This is a genomic window from Scytonema hankhaensis NUACC26 (assembly GCF_045865695.1).
GTDB lineage: Bacteria > Cyanobacteriota > Cyanobacteriia > Cyanobacteriales > Nostocaceae > Scytonema.
The window spans coordinates 1-22,863 of record NZ_BAACAP010000199.1 but is presented as its reverse complement, the minus strand read 5'-3'; the positions used below and the strand labels follow the sequence as shown (position 1 = coordinate 22,863).

The 22,863-nt window shown below is 41.9% G+C and carries 19 protein-coding genes and 1 pseudogene; 10 read left to right on the top strand and 10 right to left on the bottom strand.

Annotated elements, in window-relative coordinates; all coding sequences use genetic code 11:
- Window positions 1–137: 137 nt before the first annotated feature.
- From ACKTT2_RS22510 to ACKTT2_RS22490, 5 genes are all read right to left on the bottom strand, one after another.
- Window positions 138–269, bottom strand: coding sequence for a hypothetical protein (locus ACKTT2_RS22510; protein WP_407890671.1), 132 nt, complete (start codon window positions 267–269; stop codon window positions 138–140).
- 717 nt (window positions 270–986) lie between these two features.
- Window positions 987–2,393: a hypothetical protein gene (locus ACKTT2_RS22505; protein ID WP_407890670.1), complete on the bottom strand. Its 1,407-nt coding sequence runs from the start codon at window positions 2,391–2,393 to the stop codon at window positions 987–989.
- Between the two features lie 138 nt (window positions 2,394–2,531).
- A complete protein-coding gene (locus ACKTT2_RS22500; RefSeq protein WP_407890669.1) occupies window positions 2,532–3,038 on the bottom strand; it encodes a styrene oxide isomerase in 507 nt (168 codons plus the stop codon).
- 89 nt (window positions 3,039–3,127) lie between these two features.
- A complete protein-coding gene (locus ACKTT2_RS22495; RefSeq protein WP_407890668.1) occupies window positions 3,128–3,382 on the bottom strand; it encodes a TIGR03643 family protein in 255 nt (84 codons plus the stop codon).
- A 175-nt stretch (window positions 3,383–3,557) separates the two neighbouring features.
- On the bottom strand, window positions 3,558–3,770 hold the full coding sequence (locus tag ACKTT2_RS22490; RefSeq protein ID WP_407890667.1) for a hypothetical protein: 213 nt from the start codon (window positions 3,768–3,770) through the stop codon (window positions 3,558–3,560).
- Between the two features lie 76 nt (window positions 3,771–3,846).
- Between ACKTT2_RS22490 and ureE the strand changes: the two genes are divergently transcribed.
- Window positions 3,847–4,290, top strand: coding sequence for an urease accessory protein UreE (ureE, locus tag ACKTT2_RS22485; RefSeq protein ID WP_407890714.1), 444 nt, complete (start codon window positions 3,847–3,849; stop codon window positions 4,288–4,290).
- Complete coding sequence (locus ACKTT2_RS22480; RefSeq protein ID WP_407890666.1) at window positions 4,268–4,957, top strand: urease accessory protein UreF; 690 nt, start codon at window positions 4,268–4,270, stop codon at window positions 4,955–4,957. Before ureE ends, ACKTT2_RS22480 begins: the two co-directional genes overlap by 23 nt.
- Window positions 4,958–5,101: 144 nt before the next feature.
- Here ACKTT2_RS22480 and ACKTT2_RS22475 read toward each other — a convergent pair whose 3' ends face one another.
- Both ACKTT2_RS22475 and ACKTT2_RS22470 read right to left on the bottom strand, forming a co-directional pair.
- Entirely contained in the window at window positions 5,102–5,650 is a 549-nt protein-coding gene (locus ACKTT2_RS22475; RefSeq protein ID WP_407890665.1) for an ImmA/IrrE family metallo-endopeptidase, read from the bottom strand.
- Between the two features lie 5 nt (window positions 5,651–5,655).
- Window positions 5,656–6,033, bottom strand: a complete 378-nt coding sequence (locus tag ACKTT2_RS22470) for a helix-turn-helix domain-containing protein (protein WP_407890664.1) — start codon at window positions 6,031–6,033, stop codon at window positions 5,656–5,658.
- Window positions 6,034–6,240: 207 nt separating this feature from the next.
- Between ACKTT2_RS22470 and ACKTT2_RS22465 the strand changes: the two genes are divergently transcribed.
- From ACKTT2_RS22465 to ACKTT2_RS22440, 6 genes are all read left to right on the top strand, one after another.
- Complete coding sequence (locus tag ACKTT2_RS22465; RefSeq protein WP_407890663.1) at window positions 6,241–7,374, top strand: restriction endonuclease-related protein; 1,134 nt, start codon at window positions 6,241–6,243, stop codon at window positions 7,372–7,374.
- A 4-nt stretch (window positions 7,375–7,378) separates the two neighbouring features.
- Window positions 7,379–10,996, top strand: coding sequence for a pPIWI_RE_Z domain-containing protein (locus ACKTT2_RS22460; protein WP_407890662.1), 3,618 nt, complete (start codon window positions 7,379–7,381; stop codon window positions 10,994–10,996).
- Window positions 10,993–13,995, top strand: coding sequence for an RNaseH domain-containing protein (locus ACKTT2_RS22455; protein ID WP_407890661.1), 3,003 nt, complete (start codon window positions 10,993–10,995; stop codon window positions 13,993–13,995). Before ACKTT2_RS22460 ends, ACKTT2_RS22455 begins: the two co-directional genes overlap by 4 nt.
- A gap of 157 nt (window positions 13,996–14,152) precedes the next feature.
- Complete coding sequence (gene ureG, locus ACKTT2_RS22450; protein ID WP_407890660.1) at window positions 14,153–14,749, top strand: urease accessory protein UreG; 597 nt, start codon at window positions 14,153–14,155, stop codon at window positions 14,747–14,749.
- A gap of 362 nt (window positions 14,750–15,111) precedes the next feature.
- Window positions 15,112–16,275, top strand: a complete 1,164-nt coding sequence (locus ACKTT2_RS22445) for an acyltransferase family protein (protein ID WP_407890659.1) — start codon at window positions 15,112–15,114, stop codon at window positions 16,273–16,275.
- 27 nt (window positions 16,276–16,302) lie between these two features.
- Window positions 16,303–16,971, top strand: coding sequence for an AIM24 family protein (locus ACKTT2_RS22440; RefSeq protein ID WP_407890658.1), 669 nt, complete (start codon window positions 16,303–16,305; stop codon window positions 16,969–16,971).
- Window positions 16,972–17,118: 147 nt separating this feature from the next.
- Here ACKTT2_RS22440 and ACKTT2_RS22435 read toward each other — a convergent pair whose 3' ends face one another.
- Window positions 17,119–19,263 (bottom strand): protein kinase domain-containing protein, encoded by a 2,145-nt coding sequence (locus tag ACKTT2_RS22435; protein ID WP_500691394.1) that lies wholly within the window; start codon window positions 19,261–19,263, stop codon window positions 17,119–17,121.
- 259 nt (window positions 19,264–19,522) lie between these two features.
- Between ACKTT2_RS22435 and ACKTT2_RS22430 the strand changes: the two genes are divergently transcribed.
- Window positions 19,523–19,909, top strand: coding sequence for a DUF6887 family protein (locus ACKTT2_RS22430; RefSeq protein WP_407890656.1), 387 nt, complete (start codon window positions 19,523–19,525; stop codon window positions 19,907–19,909).
- A 78-nt stretch (window positions 19,910–19,987) separates the two neighbouring features.
- Here the strand turns inward: ACKTT2_RS22430 and ACKTT2_RS22425 are convergent, their stop codons facing one another.
- A complete protein-coding gene (locus ACKTT2_RS22425; protein ID WP_407890655.1) occupies window positions 19,988–21,115 on the bottom strand; it encodes a ligand-binding sensor domain-containing protein in 1,128 nt (375 codons plus the stop codon).
- Between the two features lie 186 nt (window positions 21,116–21,301).
- Window positions 21,302–21,817 carry a GNAT family N-acetyltransferase gene (locus tag ACKTT2_RS22420; protein ID WP_407890654.1) on the bottom strand — a complete coding sequence of 172 codons (516 nt, stop codon included), beginning with the start codon at window positions 21,815–21,817 and terminating at the stop codon, window positions 21,302–21,304.
- Window positions 21,818–22,332: 515 nt separating this feature from the next.
- On the opposite strand from ACKTT2_RS22420, the pseudogene rbcL reads away from it, so the two are divergent.
- Window positions 22,333–22,863 (top strand): annotated as a pseudogene (rbcL, locus tag ACKTT2_RS22415) (ribulose-1,5-bisphosphate carboxylase/oxygenase large subunit); the annotation flags it as partial.

Here is a 22,863-nt window from a genome sequence, read left to right as displayed (position 1 = left end):
AATTAATTAGCTCCAGTTATCTTAAATTGAAAAGTTTTTCTTACATAATTAACTTTGTTACTAGCGAGGTTATTCAACAGGATTTGGGTGGTAACTTCTTACCTATTTCACTATCAGTTTGTGAAATTTCGTTTGCCCTAAGCCATTGCTGGATTAATGATAAGGACGACCTGATTCATCTTTTTCCCCTGCATAACGCAGGTAGCATGAAACTGCTTTTTCAAATCATCAGAAATGTTAATGAGCATTTCTTTAAGTTGTTTTCGCATTCATGAAATTCACTCAGACATGGATAAAGCTACAAAAGTAAAAACAGCATTTTCGAAAAAATGCCATTAACTCTTATAATACACATCCTATCAGCTTTATGTAGCAAGGCTTTCAGAAAGTGAAAAAAATGTGCTTCTTTCATTTGTTACTTGCGGCGGAAATCGCCCCTAGTTGGAGCTTCATATCTTGCACCTATACCCTATTCGTGTAAACCTACACAAACAAAACCGTGATTAGTAGACTAATAATCCTTATTTTTCGTTTTTTTGATAAAAATATATGTTTATTAAAAACGGAAAATTCCAGTATTAACACGTAAGTGAAAGATATGAGATTAATGTAAGCGCTCCCACATTTAAAACGAGCCATTAGTTGTAATGTGGAGTGAAAAGTATTAATTTCTCGCGCTTGCGATCGGCGTCAGCAACCTTGGGTGTTTTACCAACAATGGGTCAATTGTTGGTATTTGAGTTCAAACTGGATAAATCAGTAACTCTGTACTAAATGCAGGTCAACATTAAGCTCGATAGAATCAGGAGCGAAAAAATGATTTTATAATTGGAGATTATCTATGAAAGCGAGAAGCGAGGTGACACTCAAATGAGTGCGGCTTACTACCAACAGCAAAAGCAGCACCAAACAAAAAAGTCGTTGAGCTAACTGACTAGAATGGTATAGTTCTGGAAGAAGTCGGGGATCTTGCAGTCCTTCACACATTAATGAAAGTCGCTTTCTTTTGGTTCCAAACTATACCAACCATACCAATGACGAACGGCAAGCCAAATTGCTGAAAGAAAGCCCGCAAGGCTGAGGGTTAAACCGCTATAGGGTACTAACAGCCCAAAGATGGGAAATACAGCACCGGAAATTGTGCAGATAATGGCGGCTAGAGAAGCATTACGGTTTGACCCCAAACCCCAAGTTAAAAATAGCAAGATGAGGGAAATGAAAGTCCAAGCTACTGGGGGACTCATGAGGCGGCTGAGATAGGTCAAAGTTAGCAAACAAGCAAAGAAGATTCCACCTGCAATTGCGACGTTTCTTAAACTTATTGGTAGCGATAAATAGAGCAATAATATCCACCAGAGAAATATTGCTGGTGCTAATAAAAGCAAGCGGGGAAGGACTCCAGTATCTCGAATGGGATTGGTGTTGGTAAAAACTCCAAACGGGTTTTTGACAGAAACGTTATCGTCAAAAATCCATGTAAATTTGGTGCTTCGTCCATCTGTTTCCATCTCGCTTGGTATAATACCACTGGCAAAATCGGCTCCGGCAAAGTTTGCGATCGCATTCAAGCGAAAGTTAGAAAGTAACTGTCCGTTAGAGTTATAAACCCAACGCGGTCCTCCTTGAGCTTTGTAAGTGACTCTCAAACTTGTTTCTTGACCGGGCTGTAGTTGAATCGGAAAGTTATAGTCGTCCGTATTAGTTTGTTGTAAGCGGGTTCCATCACGTTCGACTTTGTAGCTTTGCAATAGGGAATAACCAATAGGCGGTTGTGCTTCAAAGAAAAAACTATTGATATCTTTAAGTGGGTTAACTATTTTGTAATCAGCAACATAATCTACTTTATATATTGCACGGCGAGCTTGAACATCTGCGCTTTGCTCGATCTTGACTTGAATTTGCGAACCACTTAAGGTCAGGAAACGGTTGACTTTTTGCTTATCGTTGACTCTAACTATTTTGCCATTAACTTGAGTGTTGTATGTATATGGTTCTTCGGTGACATAACGCACTTGGGGTACCATTTGTTCTAGTCTTTCACCTGCAACGCTTTCGGCTACTTGGGCGACTTTTGCCTGTTCCCAATGATGGTATCGGTTGCTTAAAGTGGAACAGAGAAAAAATCCTCCTACAAGTAGTATTAATACTAGGGTTATGTGTTGCAATCCTCTCAGTAGTTGGGAGTAGCTAACTGCCCATTCTCCGATTAAAAGGGCTTGTTGCTCTTGGTTCCGACGTAGGGCAAAACTTAGTAGGGCAATTGCAATTCCTAGAGCTATGACTAGGAATAGTAGTAACAGTGAGGCTTTGAGTAGATGAGTCCCGAATTGAATAAGTTCGGTAGGGTGCGTTAAGTCTGGCAATCCTGGGATGCCTTTGGCGGATTCAAACATGGGCGAGTGTTTAAGTAGAGTATAGAAGGAGACTTGATATGTGTCTCTAAAGTTTCTCGCTTTTTTAATTGAACCGCAGATGAACGCAGACGAACGCAGATGGAAATTAATTACTGGTCACTGGTCACTGATTACTGGTCACTGGTCAGGTGATTGAGTTGGTCTCAAACCATAGAGGATGAAGCCACAGGCTAACAGGATAAAGGGACTTATTGCTTTAGTGGATATTTCGACAACGGTTTCTATCCAAATAGGACCTTGAGGAAGTCCTTGTGCAGTGATTACCAAAATCTTTGTTAAGCCAAATACTGCACCTAGAAACTCACCACTGACACCTGTATAAGCACTAATAACTAGTAGCCAAAAAGTCATTATACCCATCCAGTGCGGTATCTTAAGGTATGGGAAAGTAAGACCTGTAACGCTTAAAAACATTCCTTGTGCGATCGCAAGTGTATGAGTTGCAAGCCCTGCACGTGGATTGGCGTATAGAGGTATAAATAGACCTATGATAAATCCCAGTGTACTGATAAAGAAGCCATGCCAAAGAAGGTTACGCCTGTAAATTTCGCTTTGACTCTTACTAATAACAGATGATGACACCTGTAAAGAGTTTGTGTGAGGCGTTTTCTCAAAGGTACTCATTCTCACTCCTCCCCTGAAAGACTTCTTTGAGATATATTGGAGACGCTCTCTAGCTTACATTGTGACTAATTAAATAGGCTTTGATGTAATTATGTCTTTTGATTGTCTGATTTGAACCGACCAGCAACAAACTCTCGCTTTTGCGTATGCTTAGTTTTGCGTCCAGTCACTCGTTCCCGCCACATCCGAAAACTGGATGCTTTCATTTCTCGACGCATCAGAGCAATGACTTCTTTCTCTTGCAAACCAAATTGTTCTTCTATTGCGTCAAATGGTGTTCTGTCTTCCCACGCCATTTCTATAATGCGATCGATTGTGTCGGAATTGAGTTCGGGTAATTTCATGGCTTTGAAGAGGAACTTAGAAAGAATAACTAATGGCTACTGCTCCAGAAATTAATTATGCATTACCTGAAAGTCTTGGTAGGGGCGCTCTTACATTGCGCCCCTACATCTTTTTCGGAGAGGTCTACTGCATAAAGCTTTTGGTGGGCATTGCCCACCCTACTGCGTATCAATCTTAGTGAAGAAGCCCGTAATAATAAGCGGTTGCAAATAGGAGAACGACTAACACTCCTATGGAAAAGTTGAGGGAAAGCTGTATGGGAATACTTTTTTCGGGGTCGTTTTGTCCGTGGTCTTGGACAGTAGATATACTGGCAGGTTTTGGATCGTAATAGGGTGGTGTTGGACGATCTGGAGTAGGATGAGTTTGACGGTCTTGAGTTTCCATAGCAATCTTCGTAGATGTTTAATCACCTAATTTACTTGTGCTGCCGTAAACTTCATCTAGCGAAAGAATTATGCCCATGTGTACTTTTACTCAGCGCAAACAACCTAATCCAGATACAGTAGTGAGTCTAACTCTGGCTTTAACTGCAGAGGAACGGACTCGCACCCGTCATCGTTTTGAAACGGAAGATGGACAAACAATCTTTGTTCGTTTACCTAGAGGGATGGTGTTGCAAGACGGGGATATTTTGTTAGATGAAACGACTGGGGATTTGGTGAGAATTGCTGCTAAACCAGAACCTGTTTTTACTGTTACTGCCCAAACACTGTTAGATTTACTCAAGGCTGCTTACCATTTGGGAAATCGTCATGTACCTGTAGAGATAGCAACAACTTATTTACGGTTGTCTCCCGATCCCGTTTTACGCACAATGCTCGAACAACTTGGGCTAGAAGTCAAAGAAGAAGTCACACCATTTCAACCTGAATCTGGTGCTTATGGACACCATCATGTTCACTGAGAATCATCTTTTGTGTCTTTTACAACTGGCTAGCCCTGCTTTGCCTGTTGGTGCTTACAGCTATTCTGAAGGATTGGAAACGTTGGTAGAAAATAGCACTATTAAGGATAGCGTCACTTTACAACATTGGGTGGAGGCAGAACTGCGTTATGGGGCAATTCGGTTAGACGGTGCTGTTATGGTGCGAGCTTACAAATGTATGAAAATAGGCGATCTAAAGGAGCTATCCTACTGGAATAGCTGGTTATCTGCTGCTCGTGAAACTGAGGAGTTACGCGCTTCTAGCTGGCAAATGGGGCGATCGCTCGTTCGACTTCTGATAGAATTGATACCACAACTTGTGCCTATTACAGATGCTGTTGGTAATCCTTGCAATTACGCTGTGGCTTTTGGGATTGCTGCTGCGTATTGGAATATTGAAGTACAAGCCGCACTGTTGGCATATTTACACAGTTGGGCAAGCAATTTGATAACTGCTGGGGTGAAACTCATTCCTTTAGGACAAACTGCAGGACAGCAAGTCTTGCTCTCCTTACAAGAATTACTTGTTGTTGCCACAGGGGAGATTATGGAGTTAGAAGATGATAATCTTAGCTGTTGTAGTTGGGGCTTGTCTTTAGCAAGTATGGCTCATGAAACTCAGTATACAAGGTTGTTTAGGAGTTAGTAGTTAGTCCTTGGTGTCAACTGAAAGCCAATGTCCAAATGTCAAGATATCTGGTTACAGTGCGTCGATGTTGCTGAGGTACTGCGAGTGACTTGCCCCACAGACCTTCGTGTTAATTACCTGGTAGTTCATTTTAACAGTAGACTATTGCTTGGTAATTTCTACTCCTGTCACATTACTACGGAATCGCACCATATCCGTGCTAGCACCAAAATGTACGGCAATTTCAGCCAGAGTCATTTGACGTTGAACAGCCCAAAGTAATCCGCGCCGGGGAATTTGAAGACATCCACCCAAGTAAGTTGCCTCGTCTTCGTCACTTTGACGCCGTTGGGGAAGTCCAGTCTTCAGATCGAAACGGACAATTTGATGTTTTAACAGCACGTGTGCAAACTCGTGCATCAGGTTTGACTCACGCCTTGTAAGTGCATGGCGCGGGTTGTGTATAATCCAAAGGGGGTCTTGGCAAATCACTGCTGCTGACCATGCGTCACTATCCAGTAGTACCGCTACTTGCTCTTGGTCTGCTTTGGGAATCTTCTCAGGTGTAAAAACTGTTGCTCTTAATTCTTTTGCCAGAACGTCTGCGGGTAGTGATTCAAATGCCTGCAATCCCAGCAAACTGCGCCGCTCGGTCGCAATTCCCTCACACTTTCGCATAAACGCAGACGATAACCTTTGAGTTATTGACACGATTTCTACGACTCCTGCTTTGGGTTAGTATTACCTTGGGAAAGGTCGTGATATGCTGCCTTAACCAGAGCTGCTAGTGCATTGGCGATCGCTGGGTCTAGATTCTTATCAGCTCTCAGTTGTATTGCAATAGCGTCAGGAGTCTTCAAAACAGAAGGATTCCCAGCTTCTTCTGTACTCTTGATAAGTTCGGCTGGTGGCACTTCTAGCCAGTCACATAGCAATAAAAAGGTTTCCATATCCGGCATTTTACTGTTTTCTACTCGCGAAAGTGTGGATGGACTAATATTTCCAATTTCCTTGGCAGTTTCGCGCAATCCTCTGATGCCGCGCTTAGTGCGAACCATCGTTGCCAATTGGTTCATATCCAAGTAGCTTCCCACAATCGTTCCTCATTTATCAAGACTGGCGCGTTTACTCCAATCAGAAGACTTGTTTCATCTCTGAAACAATTGTGTTGTTCTTGACACGTAGTTGGAGATAAGGTATGGTTGTGTCAAATTCATTGAACAATTGTATCACAAATAAAACAGCGCTCGACTGAAAGTTGGCTTCGCTTCAGCACCGCTTTGTTTATCAATGAGGGCATTATGGCAAAAGACAGCAACAATTTTGACTATCTTGTTGTGGGTTTGGCAGAATTTTTCCGTCAAAACCATAACTACCCCTATCCTGACTTGTTACAGCACGCCTGTAACAAATTGGCATTGAAGATGACAGCTACGCCTTACCCTCGTACCCTTGAAGGTCTTTTTTCTCTTCTAGGAAAACCTTTGCTAACATGGTATCCATTGGAAATTCCCAAGGAATTTGACCCAGATTTCGGCTTGATATACGATAGAGCACTGAGCGAGGAAGCAAGCCAGTATCTCTATGAACAGTTGTTGGAACGAGCACAATTACCTGAGTTTGCTTCTACTATAGTTAAGCAAATTGCATTGGAAAACTTCCAGTTTCAGAGACTATTGGAACGGCTTCAAGAAGTTAATGACGAGGATGCTAAACGTTCCCAGCAGGAGTATGTTCTACTGCGTCGATTTCTAATAGAGAATAAGTTCACAACTCACGAGCAACTGAGCAAAGTATTTTCTAAGACACGTTACATCTCTACTGAAGAAGTTGGGGAACTATACGAAGACTGTAAGCCTCATGAACCTTACTGGTGTTGTGACTACTGCGGAGCTTTAGTGGAGAAGTACGGAAAGTTACGCGGTATTAAGCCAAGTATCTGCAATGACCATCGCAAACAGCTACCTCATGTTCATCGCATTTCTTGGCAACCAGGTCTACGCCAGATCGAGAGGGGAATTCATTGGCGTGTTTCCTTACCCGGTATCCCAGAAATCTGTTTGTTCCAGAAGTTGGAGAAGTTGCATCAGGAATACCCAGAATATCTTTGTGATGTTCAGTTATGGCCTGGTATCGATCGTTATGACTTAAAACTACATTTTGGGGATGAGTCTGTGTGGGGTGTGGATATTAAGGATTACCGAAATCCATACGACTTGGCACCGAAGCTTACCCAAATCTATAGTGAAGGCAACTTACGCCATGATAAAAGTTTTTATGTCATCCCTAACCACCATTTACGTCGGCGTGAAGATTATATAAAAATCCTGCGCGAAGAGTCCCTACACCTACCTGAAAGTACTAGTCTTCTGAGTGACGTTGCTTTTGAGGAGAGAGTTGTTGCTCAAATAATACAACTTAGTCAAGGAAAATAGCATTATGAGCCAATTAACATTATTTGAGCCACCTAATCTTTATAAGAAGCGCTTAGAAGAATTGAGAGAAAACTCAGATCTTAGGCGCACTGAAGCAGAACTACTACTTCAAGTGGAGCTTGGCTTTGCTTTAATGGAGCGGTTAGGACTTGATGATGAGCCAATAACAGTAGTCTGGGCAATGCTAAGTGGAATGCCCCTGCGATACCCGCGTTTGCAAAACTTAGATGATATGGAGCGTCGGGCAATTGCTAATGCTCGTCAGATTATCCCGCTTTCTGCACGCTTTTCTTGGGTGGGAGCATTAGATTCTTACTTTCGCTACATTCCACAGCATTGGCGCAACTACGACTTAAAGACTGAAAACTTTGATTCTCAGATTATCCATGCTGCTAAGCAACTCCGGCATCAAGTTCATCAAGACCTATACGAGAGATGTTTGAGTGCCGAGTTGGAATTTCGGGAACGATCGCTCAAGCGAGTAGAAGCAGGAATTGCTTACCAATTTCAGGCTAGGACGGAAAAACATACCGTTACAATGCAAGTACAGTTTACTCAGTTCGACTTAAACACCTCACGCCAACAGTCTCTACCCTGGTTTACCACACGCCCCTCTCGTGCCTCATTTTCACTGCAATTTGAGGATTTAGAGTCAGATGCAAGATATCTGGATGAGCGCGAGCAGCTCTTAGCAAGACGATATAACTGGAATCAAACAGCCTTGGGAAATTGGGTAAACCGCTTTCACAAAATCAATTTTCACAAGGTTCAGGAAGATATCTCTTTGGGTCAGCCAAATATGCAGACGTTGGAGCTAGATGGCTTTGTACATATTGCAGGAATGGTGGCTTCTGGCAAGTCCTCGTTGTCTTTGTTGCTTACCACCAATGTTTTGCAAAATCGTCCAGATTGTCGCCTGACAATTGTTGTCAGCGATGTGCAATCGGCAATTCGTTTGGCGAACCAAATTAACTGGTGGTTTCGTGACGATCCAGAAAACGAAGAACCAGTCGCTGTCCCTTTACTGGGTCGCAGTAAGCGTAGTCAACATCTCCGTAGCTTTTATGCCACAAGGGATTATCAAGAACACTTGCAACGCGGACAGCCACACTGGGGCGATCGTTGGTTGGGAACTGCTTGCCCTCTGCAAGGTCGGCTTCACTCCAGCGATGTCATTGACCGTTTAGAGGGTAAGCCACTTAAGCCAGGAACCGAGCCATGTCACTCCTTAAAAAAGGCATCTGATGACGAACACAATACAGTCGGGGGCAAACAACAAACTAATCGTCCACATCTGTGTCCTTTCTTTACTAACTGCCCATCGCAACAGGTGTACCGCGATATGCCGCTTGCCCGTGTTTGGGTCACAACTCCAGGCGCAATGTCAATGGCAGGTTTACCCCGCCACCTTGAGTTACGACCAATTAAGATAGGCGAACTTGTTTACGAGCAGTCGGATATCGTTATTTTTGATGAAGTAGACACGGTTATTAAGTGGTTTGACGATGTATACGCTGAGGAAGTTTTACTTACAAATGGTGGTGTATTTGATGAGATCGGTGTGAAAACTGAGGATTACATGCGATTCAATCGGAATCCACCACCGCTAACACAGCGATGGACAGGTGCGGAACGTGATGCCCAAAAAGCAATTACTGCTACCCTGACACTATTAGATAAGCGTTCCGGGCATGAGTTTCTACGTCAATGGATAGAACGCGGCTACTTTACGCCCAACTCCCTCTTGTTCAAATTTGCTCGCCGTCTTACTGGGCTCGAAGAGTTTGAGCCCCCAGATATTCCAGAGGAACAACTGAAGGCAAACACTCAACGAGTGCAGCAGATTGTGCAGTATTTCGATGCATTGCTTGATGAAGATCCTTTAATTAGACAACCCCGATCTAATCCCAAAGTTGACAGACTTACACTTCTCATTCAACAAATTAACAGTATTGGCGAAAGCGCAACCGATCGCAATATCCATCTTGCTTGCAAAGCTTGGATAGTTGACTTTTTTCCAGATACAGAAAGACAGTTAGCCGAACTGCGAGCAGAACTAGAGAAACGTCAAAATAATTCACAACAGCCAGCCAAGAAAAAACGACGAAATCCTTTAAAAGAAAACGAATTAGATCCAGTTGACACTCTCGAAACTCTAGCTTATCGTCTACAATTCGCTCTCACAATTGCTTTGTTAGACCGACACACACGAATTGTTTTTTATGAGTGGCATAACAGACCATCCAAACTTGAGGAAGAGCCACCACATCGCCGAATGCCAACGGCAATGTTAAATATATTACCACTTCCTCCTACAGGGCGGCAGTTTGGCACTTATTATTCTCGAAAAGATGACAGTTTCAACCAATCTGAAAATAGCAGCGAAAATGCTCTATCTTTGTTTGCCTACACAAACATTGGTCGTTACTATGTTTTGAATTTCCATCGCTTGCTGACAGACTTGGATGGTCAGCGTGGACCTAATGTACTAGCATTATCAGGAACTTCGTATTTGCCACATTCAACCCGCTTTCATGTAGGCAATCCGCAAGGTATTTTAATGCCAGAGTCAAAAGCAAGTGAGGCAATTGCCTCTAGCAACTTCAAATTTCTACCTCAGCAGAAACGAAACGACAAAGCCATACGCATTTCTGGGCAACCAGAGCGTCAAAAAATGGGATTGATTAAGGAGATGGCGCAAGCACTAGTTGCTAACAATGGCACGGGATGCTTAGGACAAGAACTAGACAAACTAAGACGCTTAAGCGAGAGTGACCCTAATTCTTGGGATGATAGAGGACGCCTACTGTTACTTGTCAATTCCTACCCTCAAGCACGTTGGACAGCAAACGAAATCAAGGCTTGCTGGTCGAGTATGAATGAATACGTATACTACCTTACACCAGATACCACAGAAATGGAGGACGGCTTTGACATTCAACTGGTAGGAGAGTTTGGTGCGCTTAAACGTGCTGACATTGAAACCTTTGCCTTGACAGGGGGTAAAATCCTTGTTGCACCAATGAATGCTATCGGACGTGGGTTCAACATACTAAATAAAAATGGCAAAGCAGCTTTCGGATCGGTGTACTTTCTCACCCGTCCATACCCGCACCCACATGATACGCAAGCAATTGCACAAGAGATAAATCGTCGTACTCTAGATTGGTTAGAGGATGAAAATTTTATTGCTTGGCAAGAAGACGGAGTTTTACAGCGTGCCGAAGCTGTACGTCAACTTGCTGCACGCTATTGGAGATCGGTAGAACATCGTTCCTACTACAAAACATTGCGTAAGAATGAAGAGTTACGTGCTTTTCCGCGTCACGACCTTGCTGCCACGACTGCTGGGTTAATCATTCAGGCAGTGGGTCGTCTTTTACGTGGAGGTGTTCCGTTCCACGCCTACTTTGTTGATGCAGCATGGGCACCAAACAACGCCAAACAAGAGCAAGCTGACACACCACGTACAAGTTTGTTGGCGGCAATCATTGACTTACTTTGTGATTACGTTGATAAAAATCCAATCTGTAAAGCCCTATACCAACCTTTAGTTGATGCTTTAGTAGATATTGACAACTTTACTTGGGAAATAGACGCAAGAGATAAGGAAAGCATATGACAAATAAAACGACATTACCAACGGTTACACTACCTGCTCGCATGAGCTTAATAGCAGATGAATTTGCGAATTTGGATATTTCCGTGCTTCCATTCCCTTTTGCTAAAGAGGTAGCAAAATTTCGCTATGAAATGGAGCGAGTACTATCCCATACCAAAAAAACTCCAATCACGCCACCGTACCGTCAGTTGAATAATGCCTTGCTTGCCTGTGCGCCTACCTTAACACACGGCTTTGAGTATTTTGAGGTAGAAAACTCTATTCCTGTGTTTCAAGCACTAGCTGTGGGAACGCCAGAAAATCCACTATTAACGCCTGCTCCCGATCGGATACAACAGTTAGTACAAATTTGGGCCCAGAAGTGGACACAGCAATATCATAACAAAGGCAAAAAAGATGAAATAGATAGCGTCTGCGATCGCTTTTTAGAAACAGTAGAAGTCATGCCGACAAACTGGGAGTGGAAACGCATTAAGCCAGAAACACTGGTTCGCGATCTCAATGCAGAAAAGGGGCTTGGTTTTCAAGCAATTCCGAGTCTTCTGGCAACCCGACTTCATGGGCAGAAGTGCATCATTCGGTCTGGAGGAAGGGAACAGGAAATCCAATGGCGTAAAGTACAAGGTAGCGGTTCGGGTAGAGTTGGTCTATTTTTAGTTAGCAAACCATTTAAGGCAATATATTCTGATGATAATGGCAATGAAAAGGAAGGATATTTTGCCTACCGACTAGATTTTAAGGTTGAAACACAAGCTGGACGATTTAACAAAAACAGGAATTTAGAACCGTGGATTTTCTTGCATCTAAGTTGCCAGCGATACGCTCATGAACCCTTAAGCAAAGCTAACTACAATCGCGATATTTCTGTTCTTATGGGCATGAACAAGGAACGTCTGTCTGGATATGAGGTTGATTCAACGCTGGTGCGTCTGGTAGTTGAGAATAATAGTAGAGAACAAGACTTTTCTTGGAAGTTTCTATTGCCCGATCTGTTAGCAGCATTCAAAGCACGTCCATTAGAAAAGTCAGAAAATATTCTCCAGAACCCCACAGCATTCGGTAACTTAAATAACGTAAACACTTGGGGTGAGCAAGATGAATACTATGTAATTCATACTGAGGGCTATAAATACAAGCATGAGAAACACTCAAGAGGGCATAGTATTAAAGTTGGATTCTGTTTTATGGAACGTGGTGATATCATTGCAAGGGTATTAGAACTTTTCAACAATGTTTTGATATCAGATGCTCCTATGGAATGCGATATTCCTACTCCATCTGGTAAGGGAGCGCCGTTGGCAATGCAGGATTACAGTTTTATTTCTAAATCTCCATATTTCACACTTAAACAACGCGAACGGCTAGGCATAGAAGCAATACAAAGGTGTGTTGAAGAACATCGCCAAGACCGGAAACAAACTATTGCTGACGCCCTTAAGCGATCGCTACAGGGAAAGCCAATGCATTTGTGGGTTTTATGGAGAGAACGAGATACTTATGATACTATTTACCGACAATTACGTGATACCTTTCTCCTTAATGAAAAGGAGAATTTTCCACAGCATATCCAAGTTTCACAACTCTGGATTAACAATTCAGATCTTCTAGAACTACTTGATAATGCGGGGCTTACTCCCAAAGATGGTAAAAATTTTGAGAAGCAAATGCGGAAGCAGCATGAAGCGAAGCGGGATTTATGGCGTCAGTTTCTACAGCAACATATTACTTCTCTTAGTCATCATGAAACAGTTCCCAATTGCTTTGCCATTATTGAAATTGGTCAGACCAAAAAGAAGGGATATCTCCCTCAACAAAACATCAAAGGAGCAGTCCGGGAAGCTTGCGTTTTGGAGAAGATTAACTCGCAAATGATACAGACGGTTAAACCAAAAACAACCGAGAAAGAAGACGACCAAGAAAACACAGAGCCTACTTACAGCAAACAGACAAAAGGGCGCGTTATGAACGCTGTGCTGGACGCAACATTACGTCAAGGAGGAGCGCTCTATGGACTACCATCTGAAGTGTATGCATCAGCCAAGATACCAGAAATTATTGCCCAACAATTAGACGTTATTGCTTTTTGTCGTCGAAAAATTAATCGCTATCAGGGTGACATCCACTATGCTCTTGCCGTTCGTTTACGTGCAACAGGTGAGGTGGAGACGCTACTTCCTGGTGCGAGCGATTGGACTTCTTATACACAAGCAGGAATTGCTGTTGGAAAGTTATTTTCCGATGCACGCCGCGATCGCATTGAAGAAAACAAAAAGCGCGTTCAAAGTAGAATCCGGTTAAAAGGCATAGAGTTAGTGCAGTTTGTAGCAGACGTACTCACACAACATTTAGAAAGACCCACAATTGTGCTGATTGAAGCTGAAGGATGGCGTAACGAACGCGGCGAAGATAATGATAGCAAAAACTGGTTTCAACTGAAGAATGAGTATCTACTGGCACAGCGGGATGTTTTGAACTTCTATCATGTTCCCGGTCATAATTGCGAGTATACACGCGATAATAACCAATTAATTAACTTGTTGTCAGTGGTTCGTCTAAGAACTAGGAATGAGACGCCGCAGTATATCACTAATAGAAAAACTTGGAATGAAGATGTTATATCTCGAGATTTTAAGCATTTAAGTGGTTTCTTAGACAAGACTGTACCAGAACTACTGCATTACTTCTCCGTGGGAGGGTTACCCAACACACAAAAAGGTCAGGACAGTAAAACCGCACGGGAACTTTATATGCTCGATTCTCAAGACGATGAGTACGGTGCAAATATTGCCTTCAAACATCAGCAAATGATGGAAATTGTACCATTCTTTGTCCGCTCAGATTTTCAGGCAGAAGAATATCTAAAAGCATTGTGCCGAGTGCCACACTATATGCGGATTTCACCAGCATGGTCAATGGGGAATACTCTTTACCCTTACCCAATGCATTTAGGCAACCAACTAATAGACGATTGTTTGTGCATTCTTGGTCTAGACAATTAACATTACCTTGGGGTCTAGCTTAAGTACATATCTCAAACCACTCAAGCTTTATTTGAAAGGAAATTGAGTCAATACCTCCTAAGTAGTGGTTAATGGTTAATTGTTAGTGGTATTTTTAAACAATTAACTACTAACCACTAACCACTAACAAATAACAATGAACGCTTTTCGAGTTGGTGTTGCGGGACCTGTGGGGTCGGGAAAAACAGCTTTAGTTGATGCTTTGTGTAAGGCAATGCGCGCTCGCTATCAAATTGCGGTGGTGACTAATGACATCTATACTCAAGAAGATGCTCAATTTTTGGTTCGTTCTCAAGCTTTGGCAAGCGATCGCATTTTAGGTGTAGAAACGGGAGGTTGTCCTCACACCGCGATTAGGGAAGATGCTTCCATGAATTTGGCAGCGATCGAACAGTTGGAGATACAGTTTTCCAATTTAGATTTGGTGTTTTTGGAAAGTGGCGGCGACAACTTGGCAGCAACATTCAGTCCAGAATTAGTAGATTTAACAATTTATGTTATAGATGTTGCGGCTGGGGATAAAATTCCCCGTAAAGGTGGTCCTGGAATTACTAAATCCGATTTGTTAGTCATAAATAAAATTGATTTAGCTCCCTATGTCGGCGCAGATTTGAGCGTAATGGAAAGGGATGCTAAAAAAATGCGTGGCGATAAGCCGTTTATTTTTACGAATTTGAAAACAAAGGAAGGGCTTGTTGATATCATTCAATTTATAACTGTAAATATATGTTAAGAAAGGAATATTGAATTATGTATCTTTTGCTGCATCTATAATACTCTGTGTCGATCTGTAGATGTAGGTATAGCGTGAAAATAGTGAAAATACCAACATTAAAAATTTTGTATAAAATAAGCTTTTAAGAAAACTTTATTTTTCTTTTTGATTTCTTTATACTATTTTTGAAAAAAAATTTCTAATGTACTTAAATAACTAATTCATCTACTGACTGCTAATTTGAGAATCAGTCAGATATTATTCCCTTCTCACCAGAAGATTACCTATGGAAATAGGAAGGCATTGACCACCCTATAAGTTGAGTGGAATTTTCGAGCGGAAAGGGAGTAAAAGAATTCTCATATTTTCTAGGACTTGAAATGCAAGTATCGTTATCAGGTAAAACTACCGAAAGGCTACATCTTTATTACTTAGATGGCTTGCGCGGACTAGCAGCTTTATACGTTATGCTGTTTCATATACATCGATACATGGGAGATGAACTTCCAGTCTTTTTACTACTAGTAGGAAAAGTTTTGCGATATGGTCATTTTGCTGTTGTCGTTTTCATTGTTCTTTCCGGTTACGTTTTAATGCTACCCGTAGTTCGTTCGCAAAGTGGTTGTTTATCAGGAGGCTGGCTGAAATATTTTAAAAAGCGCTCGCAAAGAATTTTACCGCCCTACTATATAGCCCTTGTATTTAGCTTAATATTAGGAGTTTTAATAGTACAGTTAAATAAGTTTTCCATTTTTTCATGGCATGAATCTCCTGATTATGGAGAGTTTCATCCAATGTTTTCTTTCAAGGATGTCTTCACTCATCTCCTACTCATTCACAATTTCAGTCGCTCTACACTTGGTTCTATTAATTCACCAATGTGGAGTGTTGCTGTTGAGTGGCAGATCTATTTTTTGTTTCCTCTATTATTGATACCTGTTTGGAGGCGTTTCAATTTATTCTTAACAGTTCTCGTTGCTTACTTAATTGGTCTAGCACCGTTCTACTTTGTGAAAGGATTTGATGCAGCCCACTCCTGGTTTTTAGGCTTATTTGCTCTAGGAATGGTAGCCTCAGATATTGGATTTTCTCATAAACCTAAGTTAATCAAATTAAGAAAATCTTTACGTTGGGATTGGTTGGCGATCGTGTTCGCTGTGTTTGCCTTTATAACAGAGTGGCAAAAACTAGGGTTGGATGAATGGATTAGTGATAGCTTTTGTGCGTTAGCAACTGCTTGTTTGTTGATTTATTGCACCAATTGCATTATGTTAGGAAAAAATCAACCCTTCGTTTTACGACTTTTTGAAACTCGTTGGCTAGTTGTACTAGGAGGTTTTTCCTACAGTCTCTACCTCACTCATGGCGCGATCGTAACAGTAGTAGGGAATTTTTTACTCAACCTTCGATTATCACCAGTTACCTTTCTAACTACATTTTATTTAGTAGCTGTACCACTATCAGTACTAATAGCTTACTTGTTTTACTTAGCATTTGAACGACCATTTATGTCTAATTTTTTAAAGAAAAATGTTAGTACTTAGTAGTTAGTATTTCTGAACGGGTTAACAATGGCAATTTTTGAAGTTATAGAAAAGGAAGGCTTGCGCTTAGTCAAGGCAATTTTACAAAACGAAACAGTACGAACGGAATCTGGTGCTTTGTACTATATGCGTGGCAACATTACCATGCAATCTAAAACACCTTCAGCAGGTGGTTTTTTGAAATCTTTAGCAACTGGTGAAAATATTTTTCGCCCGACTTATACAGGTACTGGAGAATTATATTTGGAGCCTTCTTTATCTGGATTCCATATTATGGAATTGAACGGTACAGAGTGGATTCTAGATAGCGGAGCGTATTGGGCAAGTGATGGTAATGTAGAAGTCGGGGTTGAGCGCAATAAACTCCTATCTGGGTTGATTGGCGGTGAAGGCTTGTTTCAAACAAAAGTCAAAGGTAGGGGTCAAGTGGTTATGATGGCACAGGGACCTGTGGAGGTGGTTCAATTGCAAAATGACCGTTTGGTGGTTGATGGTAATTTTGCGATCGCTCGTACCAATACACTAAATTACCGCGTTGAGAAAGCAACCAAATCCATTTTAGGTTCGATGACTTCTGGTGAGTTTTTGGTAAGTACTTTTGAAGGAACAGGCACTATTTTACTTGCTCCTGTACCTTACTGGCAAGTGAAGTTGCTTCGTGAAATTACAGCAGCAATGCCTAAAACTTCAGGTTGATAATAAGTCACAACAAAGGTGGGAAGGCAGAAGATAATAAAGTATAAAATAAAATACGTAGGGTGGGCAATACCCACCATTTGCTATTGTGTGGCATAGCCCTACCTACAAGGAGCGATAATTTTAGAGCCTAAAGGGAGTAATGTTTTATGGCAAACGCCAAATCTTAATTGTTTTATCTGTACTTCCACTGACTAAAGTTTTACCATCAGGGCTAATCGCTAAAGTCAAAACCAAATCTTCATGACCTTTGAGTGTATTTTCAAGCTCGCCTGTTTTTAAATCCCAAATTTTGATTGTATCGTCATAACTACCGCTAAAGAGAGTCTTCCCATTCGGGCTAATCGCTACGGATGTCACACCATATTTGTGCCAATTTAGAGTATTCTTTAACTTACCTGTTTGCCAATCCCAAACTTTAATACTTTTGTCTGCACTTCCACTCACCAACGTTTTTCCATCTAGACTGAATACAAGGGAATAAATCAAATTAGTATGCCCGGTAAAGACTGCTTTTAACGATGGTGGTTTTAAATTCCAAATATTGATGGTGTTGTCGTAACTTCCACTCGCTAAAGTTTGCCCGTCTGGACTAAATGCAACTCGCCATACAGATTTATCGTGTTCGCCTAGAGTATTGATTAACTTCCCTGTTTCTAAATCCCAAATTTTGATAGTTTTATCTGCACTTGCACTGGCTAAAGTCTTTCCGTTTGGTGCGATCGCCACAAAATTTACACTGTCCTTATGCCCGGTGAGCGTGCTTTTTAACCCCGGTGTTTGCAAATCCCAAACTTTGATAGTACCATCTTTACTTCCACTAACTAAAGTTTTGCTATCTGGTGCGATCGCAACAGAAGAAACTCCATCTGCATGACCATTTAAAGAAGTTTTTATCCCACCCGTTCGCAAATTCCAAATTTTGATACTTCTATCGCCACTTCCACTCACCAAAGTTTGCCCATCAGGACTAATAGCAACGGAACTTACCCAATCATTATGCCCAATCAAACTATTAGCAAGTGACAATTTTTCATAGGCAAGAGTAGTGCTTGGAAGATGAGTTGTTATTTGCCACATTCCGTATCCTCCAAAACCCATCAACAGAATTGCACTACTCACTATTAAGGGATGTTGGAATTTATTTTTCTGTCTAAATTTATCTACAACTGAAGGTAGCGAGGGTTCTAAGCATTTTTCCTTATCTGATTTATGCGTAGCAAGCGGAATGCTGTTGCTTGCTTCTGTTGGTAGGATTTCAATTGGAACGAGTGAAGGCTGAGAATGATAAGTTGCTGTTGGAGGAGAAGGTTCAGTTGGTATGGGTGAAGGTTGAGAGTAATAAGTTGCCGTAGGTGGTGGGGCTTCAGAAATAGGAATTTGATAATCCAACTTTAAATCTTGCAAAGCCGCCTCTGCTGACTGATAGCGTTGCTCATGGTTTGGTTGCAACAGAGTATCTAAAATATGCGCTAATTCCTGACTTATAGGTTGACGCAAGTATTGTCGCCAACTCGTGACCCACCCAAAACCCTGTTGCTTCCACAATTCCCAAGGGGCTATCCCTGTCAGTAAGTGAAAGCATGTTGCCCCCAAACTAAATAAATCGCTTGCCGGATATGCTTCCCCATCTTGCATTTGTTCGAGTGGGGCATAACCAAAGGAACCAATCGTTGTTCCTGGTTGAGTCATCACTTTCTCAGTTAACTGCTTGGAAGCACCAAAATCAATCAGGAATATATACCCTTGTCCTCCTCTAATCAACGAGGGAGATTTGCGACGCAAAATGTTTTGGAGTTTGATATCTCTGTGAATAACTTTATATTCATGAACCACAGTAAGGATGTTGAGAACATTTAATAATAATTCTCGTAATTTTTCCTCGCCATACGTTCCTTCCTGTTTCAACTCATCCAATAAATTCTCACCATCAATAAATTGCTGCACCAGATACAAACGTTTATCTTCTTCAAAATATGCAAACAACGTAGGAATTTGTGGATGTTCCCCTAATTGTTGCAGTCGCATTGCTTCTTGTTCAAAAAGTTCTGTTGCCTTCTGAATAGCACCCGTTCCCTGTGCTTGAGGCGCAAATTGCTTGATAACACATTTTTCGTTGAGTTTATCAGTGTCAAGTGCCAAGTAAGTTTTCCCAAAGCCGCCGCCGCCCAACGACTGAATTGGGCGATAGCGATTTCTCAACACTCTTAAGGGAGTTCCGCACTTGGGGCAAAATTGTGTACTGTCAGAACAGAGTGGATTATGACACGAGGAATTAAGGCAACATATCATGGGATATGCATCTGTCTAAGGATAGGTTAATTATTACTCAACACTAGAAAATTGTCTTCTAATAGTGTAAAATTTTACTTTTATTCAGGGTAACAGAGAAATACACGTAGGGTGGGCAATGCCCACCACAAAATCTTTTGGTTGGCATTGCCCTACCTACAGTGTTTTGCGTAAAAATAGGAAAAAAGCAGCCAAAAAAGTTGGAAAAACGATGAGCTTGAAATTATCGTAGCCTCCAATGGATTTTGGAGATTTTTAGATGAAACCGAATTTTCATGAAATGAGTAGAGCCGAACTCAAAGCTTATGTGCTTGCACATCGAGATGATGATGAGGCAATCCGTATCCTATTTAGTCGCCGCAATCCTTCTGACTCAAAAGCAACGTGGTATCCTCCGTTATGTACTCCAGAAGGTGTCCCAATAGAGGAAAATCTTCGGATAGCTGAAGAAGTGATGAAGAAGAGAGCAGAATTAGACTACGAGCAGCGAAGACAAAAAGAGATACAAGAAGAGCAAGCATTGAAGGCACGGCTTCGTCAGGAAATTGAGACGGAACTAGAAGAAAAAATTTGTCAGGAAATAGAGAAAGAAATAGAAGAAAAGATTCGTCGAAAAATAGAGAGAGAAAAAGACCAAGGTCATTAAAGTGAATGATGGGCAATGGGCAGAGGAATTCAAGGAGTTTTGACAATGCTCTATGCCCCATGCCCCATGCCCCATGCCCTACTTAACAGCGCGAGTAAAAGCAAGATGAGGTTGTGCCTTTTCCATTTTTGGCATCAACCAAGCTAGTCCTTCACTAGTACCAATCCATAATTTATTACCGATATCAGGAGCAATGCTGAGGACGCGGCTAGAGGGAAGACCGGGAATTTCGTCTAAAAGTCCTCCAGTGTATGGGTTTAATCGTAGCAAACCGTTATCAGTACCAACCCAAACACTTCCATCTTTAGCAAAACGCACGGCGGTTACGTTACGTCCGCGTAAGCGAGCGACTGACCTCAAAACCATACCAGTCTTTGGGTTGATAACTAACAAGTTGTTTGGCATTCCAGCCCAAATTAATCCTTCTGGGCTAATGGCTAAAGCTTGTACAGTTGTGCCTGGTAAATTATTAATCCGCTTCATGATGTAAGCATTGGCAGTATTAACACGTACCACACCATCAAGAGTACCAACCCAAAGTTGACCTTCGGCATCTAAAGTCATGGCATTACCACTGACGCCAGGTAGGTTCTTTAAAGTGGTCATGATTAAGCCTCGGTCGGGACTGACTAGGGCTAAGCCAGTATCTGTTCCAGTCCACAAGTAGCCGCGTTTATCAACTAATAAAGATAACACCCGTTTGGACGGCAAAAATAAATTCTGTGCTGTAATTTCACCACTGCGAATGTCAACTCTCTGCAAACCCTCGTAGGTTCCTACCCACAAACGCCCTACTTTATCTTGAGCGATCGCACCAATTGTTACATTGGGCAAACTGACCCGAGTTAAAATATTGCCAGTGTTCGGGTCAATACGCGACAATCCTCGCCAAGAACCAACCCAGAGGTTACCCGTAACATCTTGTTGTAAAGCGTTGATACGATAGTCAGTGTCTTGCAAACGTTCTTGCAGTTGCCGTTCATCAGGTAATGGATCTTGTCGGGGTGGTGGTGCAGAAGGTGGGTAAGCTGGAGTTAATTCAGATGGATCTACATTTAGAATTTTTTGAGCTAAGAGATTTTGACTATCAGTTTTATGGGCAGTTGCAGGAATTGCCATAGCTACATGAGTTAGATTTGGCAATACTACAAACCCTAAAAGGATAGAACTGATCGATAAACGAGTACGCTTGCAAAGAAACACCACGGTTACACTTCCTTTAAAACAGTTTCCTCAAGGGAATGGGAAAAAGACATATGCACCCCTATTCCCCACTCCCTTTCTTTGAATAAGCTTTGGGTTAAACTCAGTATTCCCACAGGTGGTATTTTTTTAACAGTGAGCAGTAACCAGTGACCAGTGACCAGTGACCAGTGACCAGTGACCAATGACTTACCAATCTTCTCGACTGATGCCGTAAATTACTGCTTCACTTCCAAAGATTTCTGTTGTGCCTTCCAATTTTTCCCCTAACTTTTCGGCAACCCGTATAGAAGCTATGTTTTGCGGACGAATCAAACTTATGACATGAGATTGCTGTAGCACGTTGAAAGCATAATCCATTGCTGCTGTTGCACCTTCTGTAGCAAAACCACATCCCCAATACTGTCTTCGCAAAGTCCAACCAATCTCAAATCCCGGCCAACCTTCTGGTTTCCAGCAACCAATCCGTCCAATCATTTCACCACTTTGACGTTCTTCAACAGCCCACATTCCATACTGACGGAGTTGCCAGTGACCGAGCATTGTTGCCATACTGCGCCACGACTCCCATCGAGATAATGGTTTCCCAGCCCCGATGTAACGCATAACTTCTGGGTCACCGCACATCTCGGCATAAGCATCAAGATCTTCTTCTCGAAATTCCCGTAAGAGAAGACGTTGGGTTTCAATTTGCGGAATGTACATTTTACACTAAGTTGTTTAACAGTGACCAGTGACCAGTAACCAGTGACCAGTGACCAAGAACAAATAACCTCTAATTCTCAATTCCTAGTCCCCATTGCCCCTCAACAAGGAGGGAGCCCCGAGTTCCCCAATCCCTAGTCCCCAATTCCCAGATGCCTTTTACAATCATTGGATGTACTTTGTAAAGTATTCTTTACAAAATGTTGAAATAAATATTTAATAACAAATTTAAATGAAAAAGTTAAAAATATTCAAAGAATAACTTATTGATTTCTTGATATATTGTGAGACAAGTTACAAATCACGTGACGTGCAAGGTTACTCTTTCACTAACCACAGCTTGGGCTTTCTGTCAATAAGTTGCAGGAAAAGAGAGACTCTCTGCAAGAGGTGACTCCTGACACATAGTTTTTCCTAATTTATCCTTGACGAGCAAGGAAAATTAGGAGTGAGAGGAAGTTGCACGTGACGTGATTTGTGGGTATAAAAAGAGTGACTTCTTGGAAGGGAAAGGTATGTCTTACGCTCAAACGAAGACTCAGTCGAAATCAGGCTATCAAGCTGGGGTAAAAGATTACAGATTAACATATTACACCCCTGATTACACTCCAAAAGATACAGACATTTTGGCGGCGTTCCGCGTTACACCCCAGCCTGGAGTTCCATTTGAAGAGGCAGGCGCTGCTGTTGCTGCTGAGTCTTCCACTGGTACCTGGACAACTGTATGGACAGATTTGTTAACCGACCTGGATCGTTACAAGGGTCGTTGTTACGATATCGAACCAGTTCGTGGTGAAGACAATCAATTTATTGCCTACATTGCTTATCCTCTGGATTTGTTTGAAGAAGGTTCTGTAACCAATATGTTTACCTCGATTGTAGGTAACGTATTTGGTTTCAAAGCTCTCAAAGCACTTCGTCTAGAAGATTTACGAATTCCAGTTGCTTACCTGAAGACATTCCAAGGACCTCCTCACGGTATTCAAGTAGAGCGCGACAAGCTGAACAAGTACGGTCGTCCTCTGTTGGGTTGTACGATTAAACCC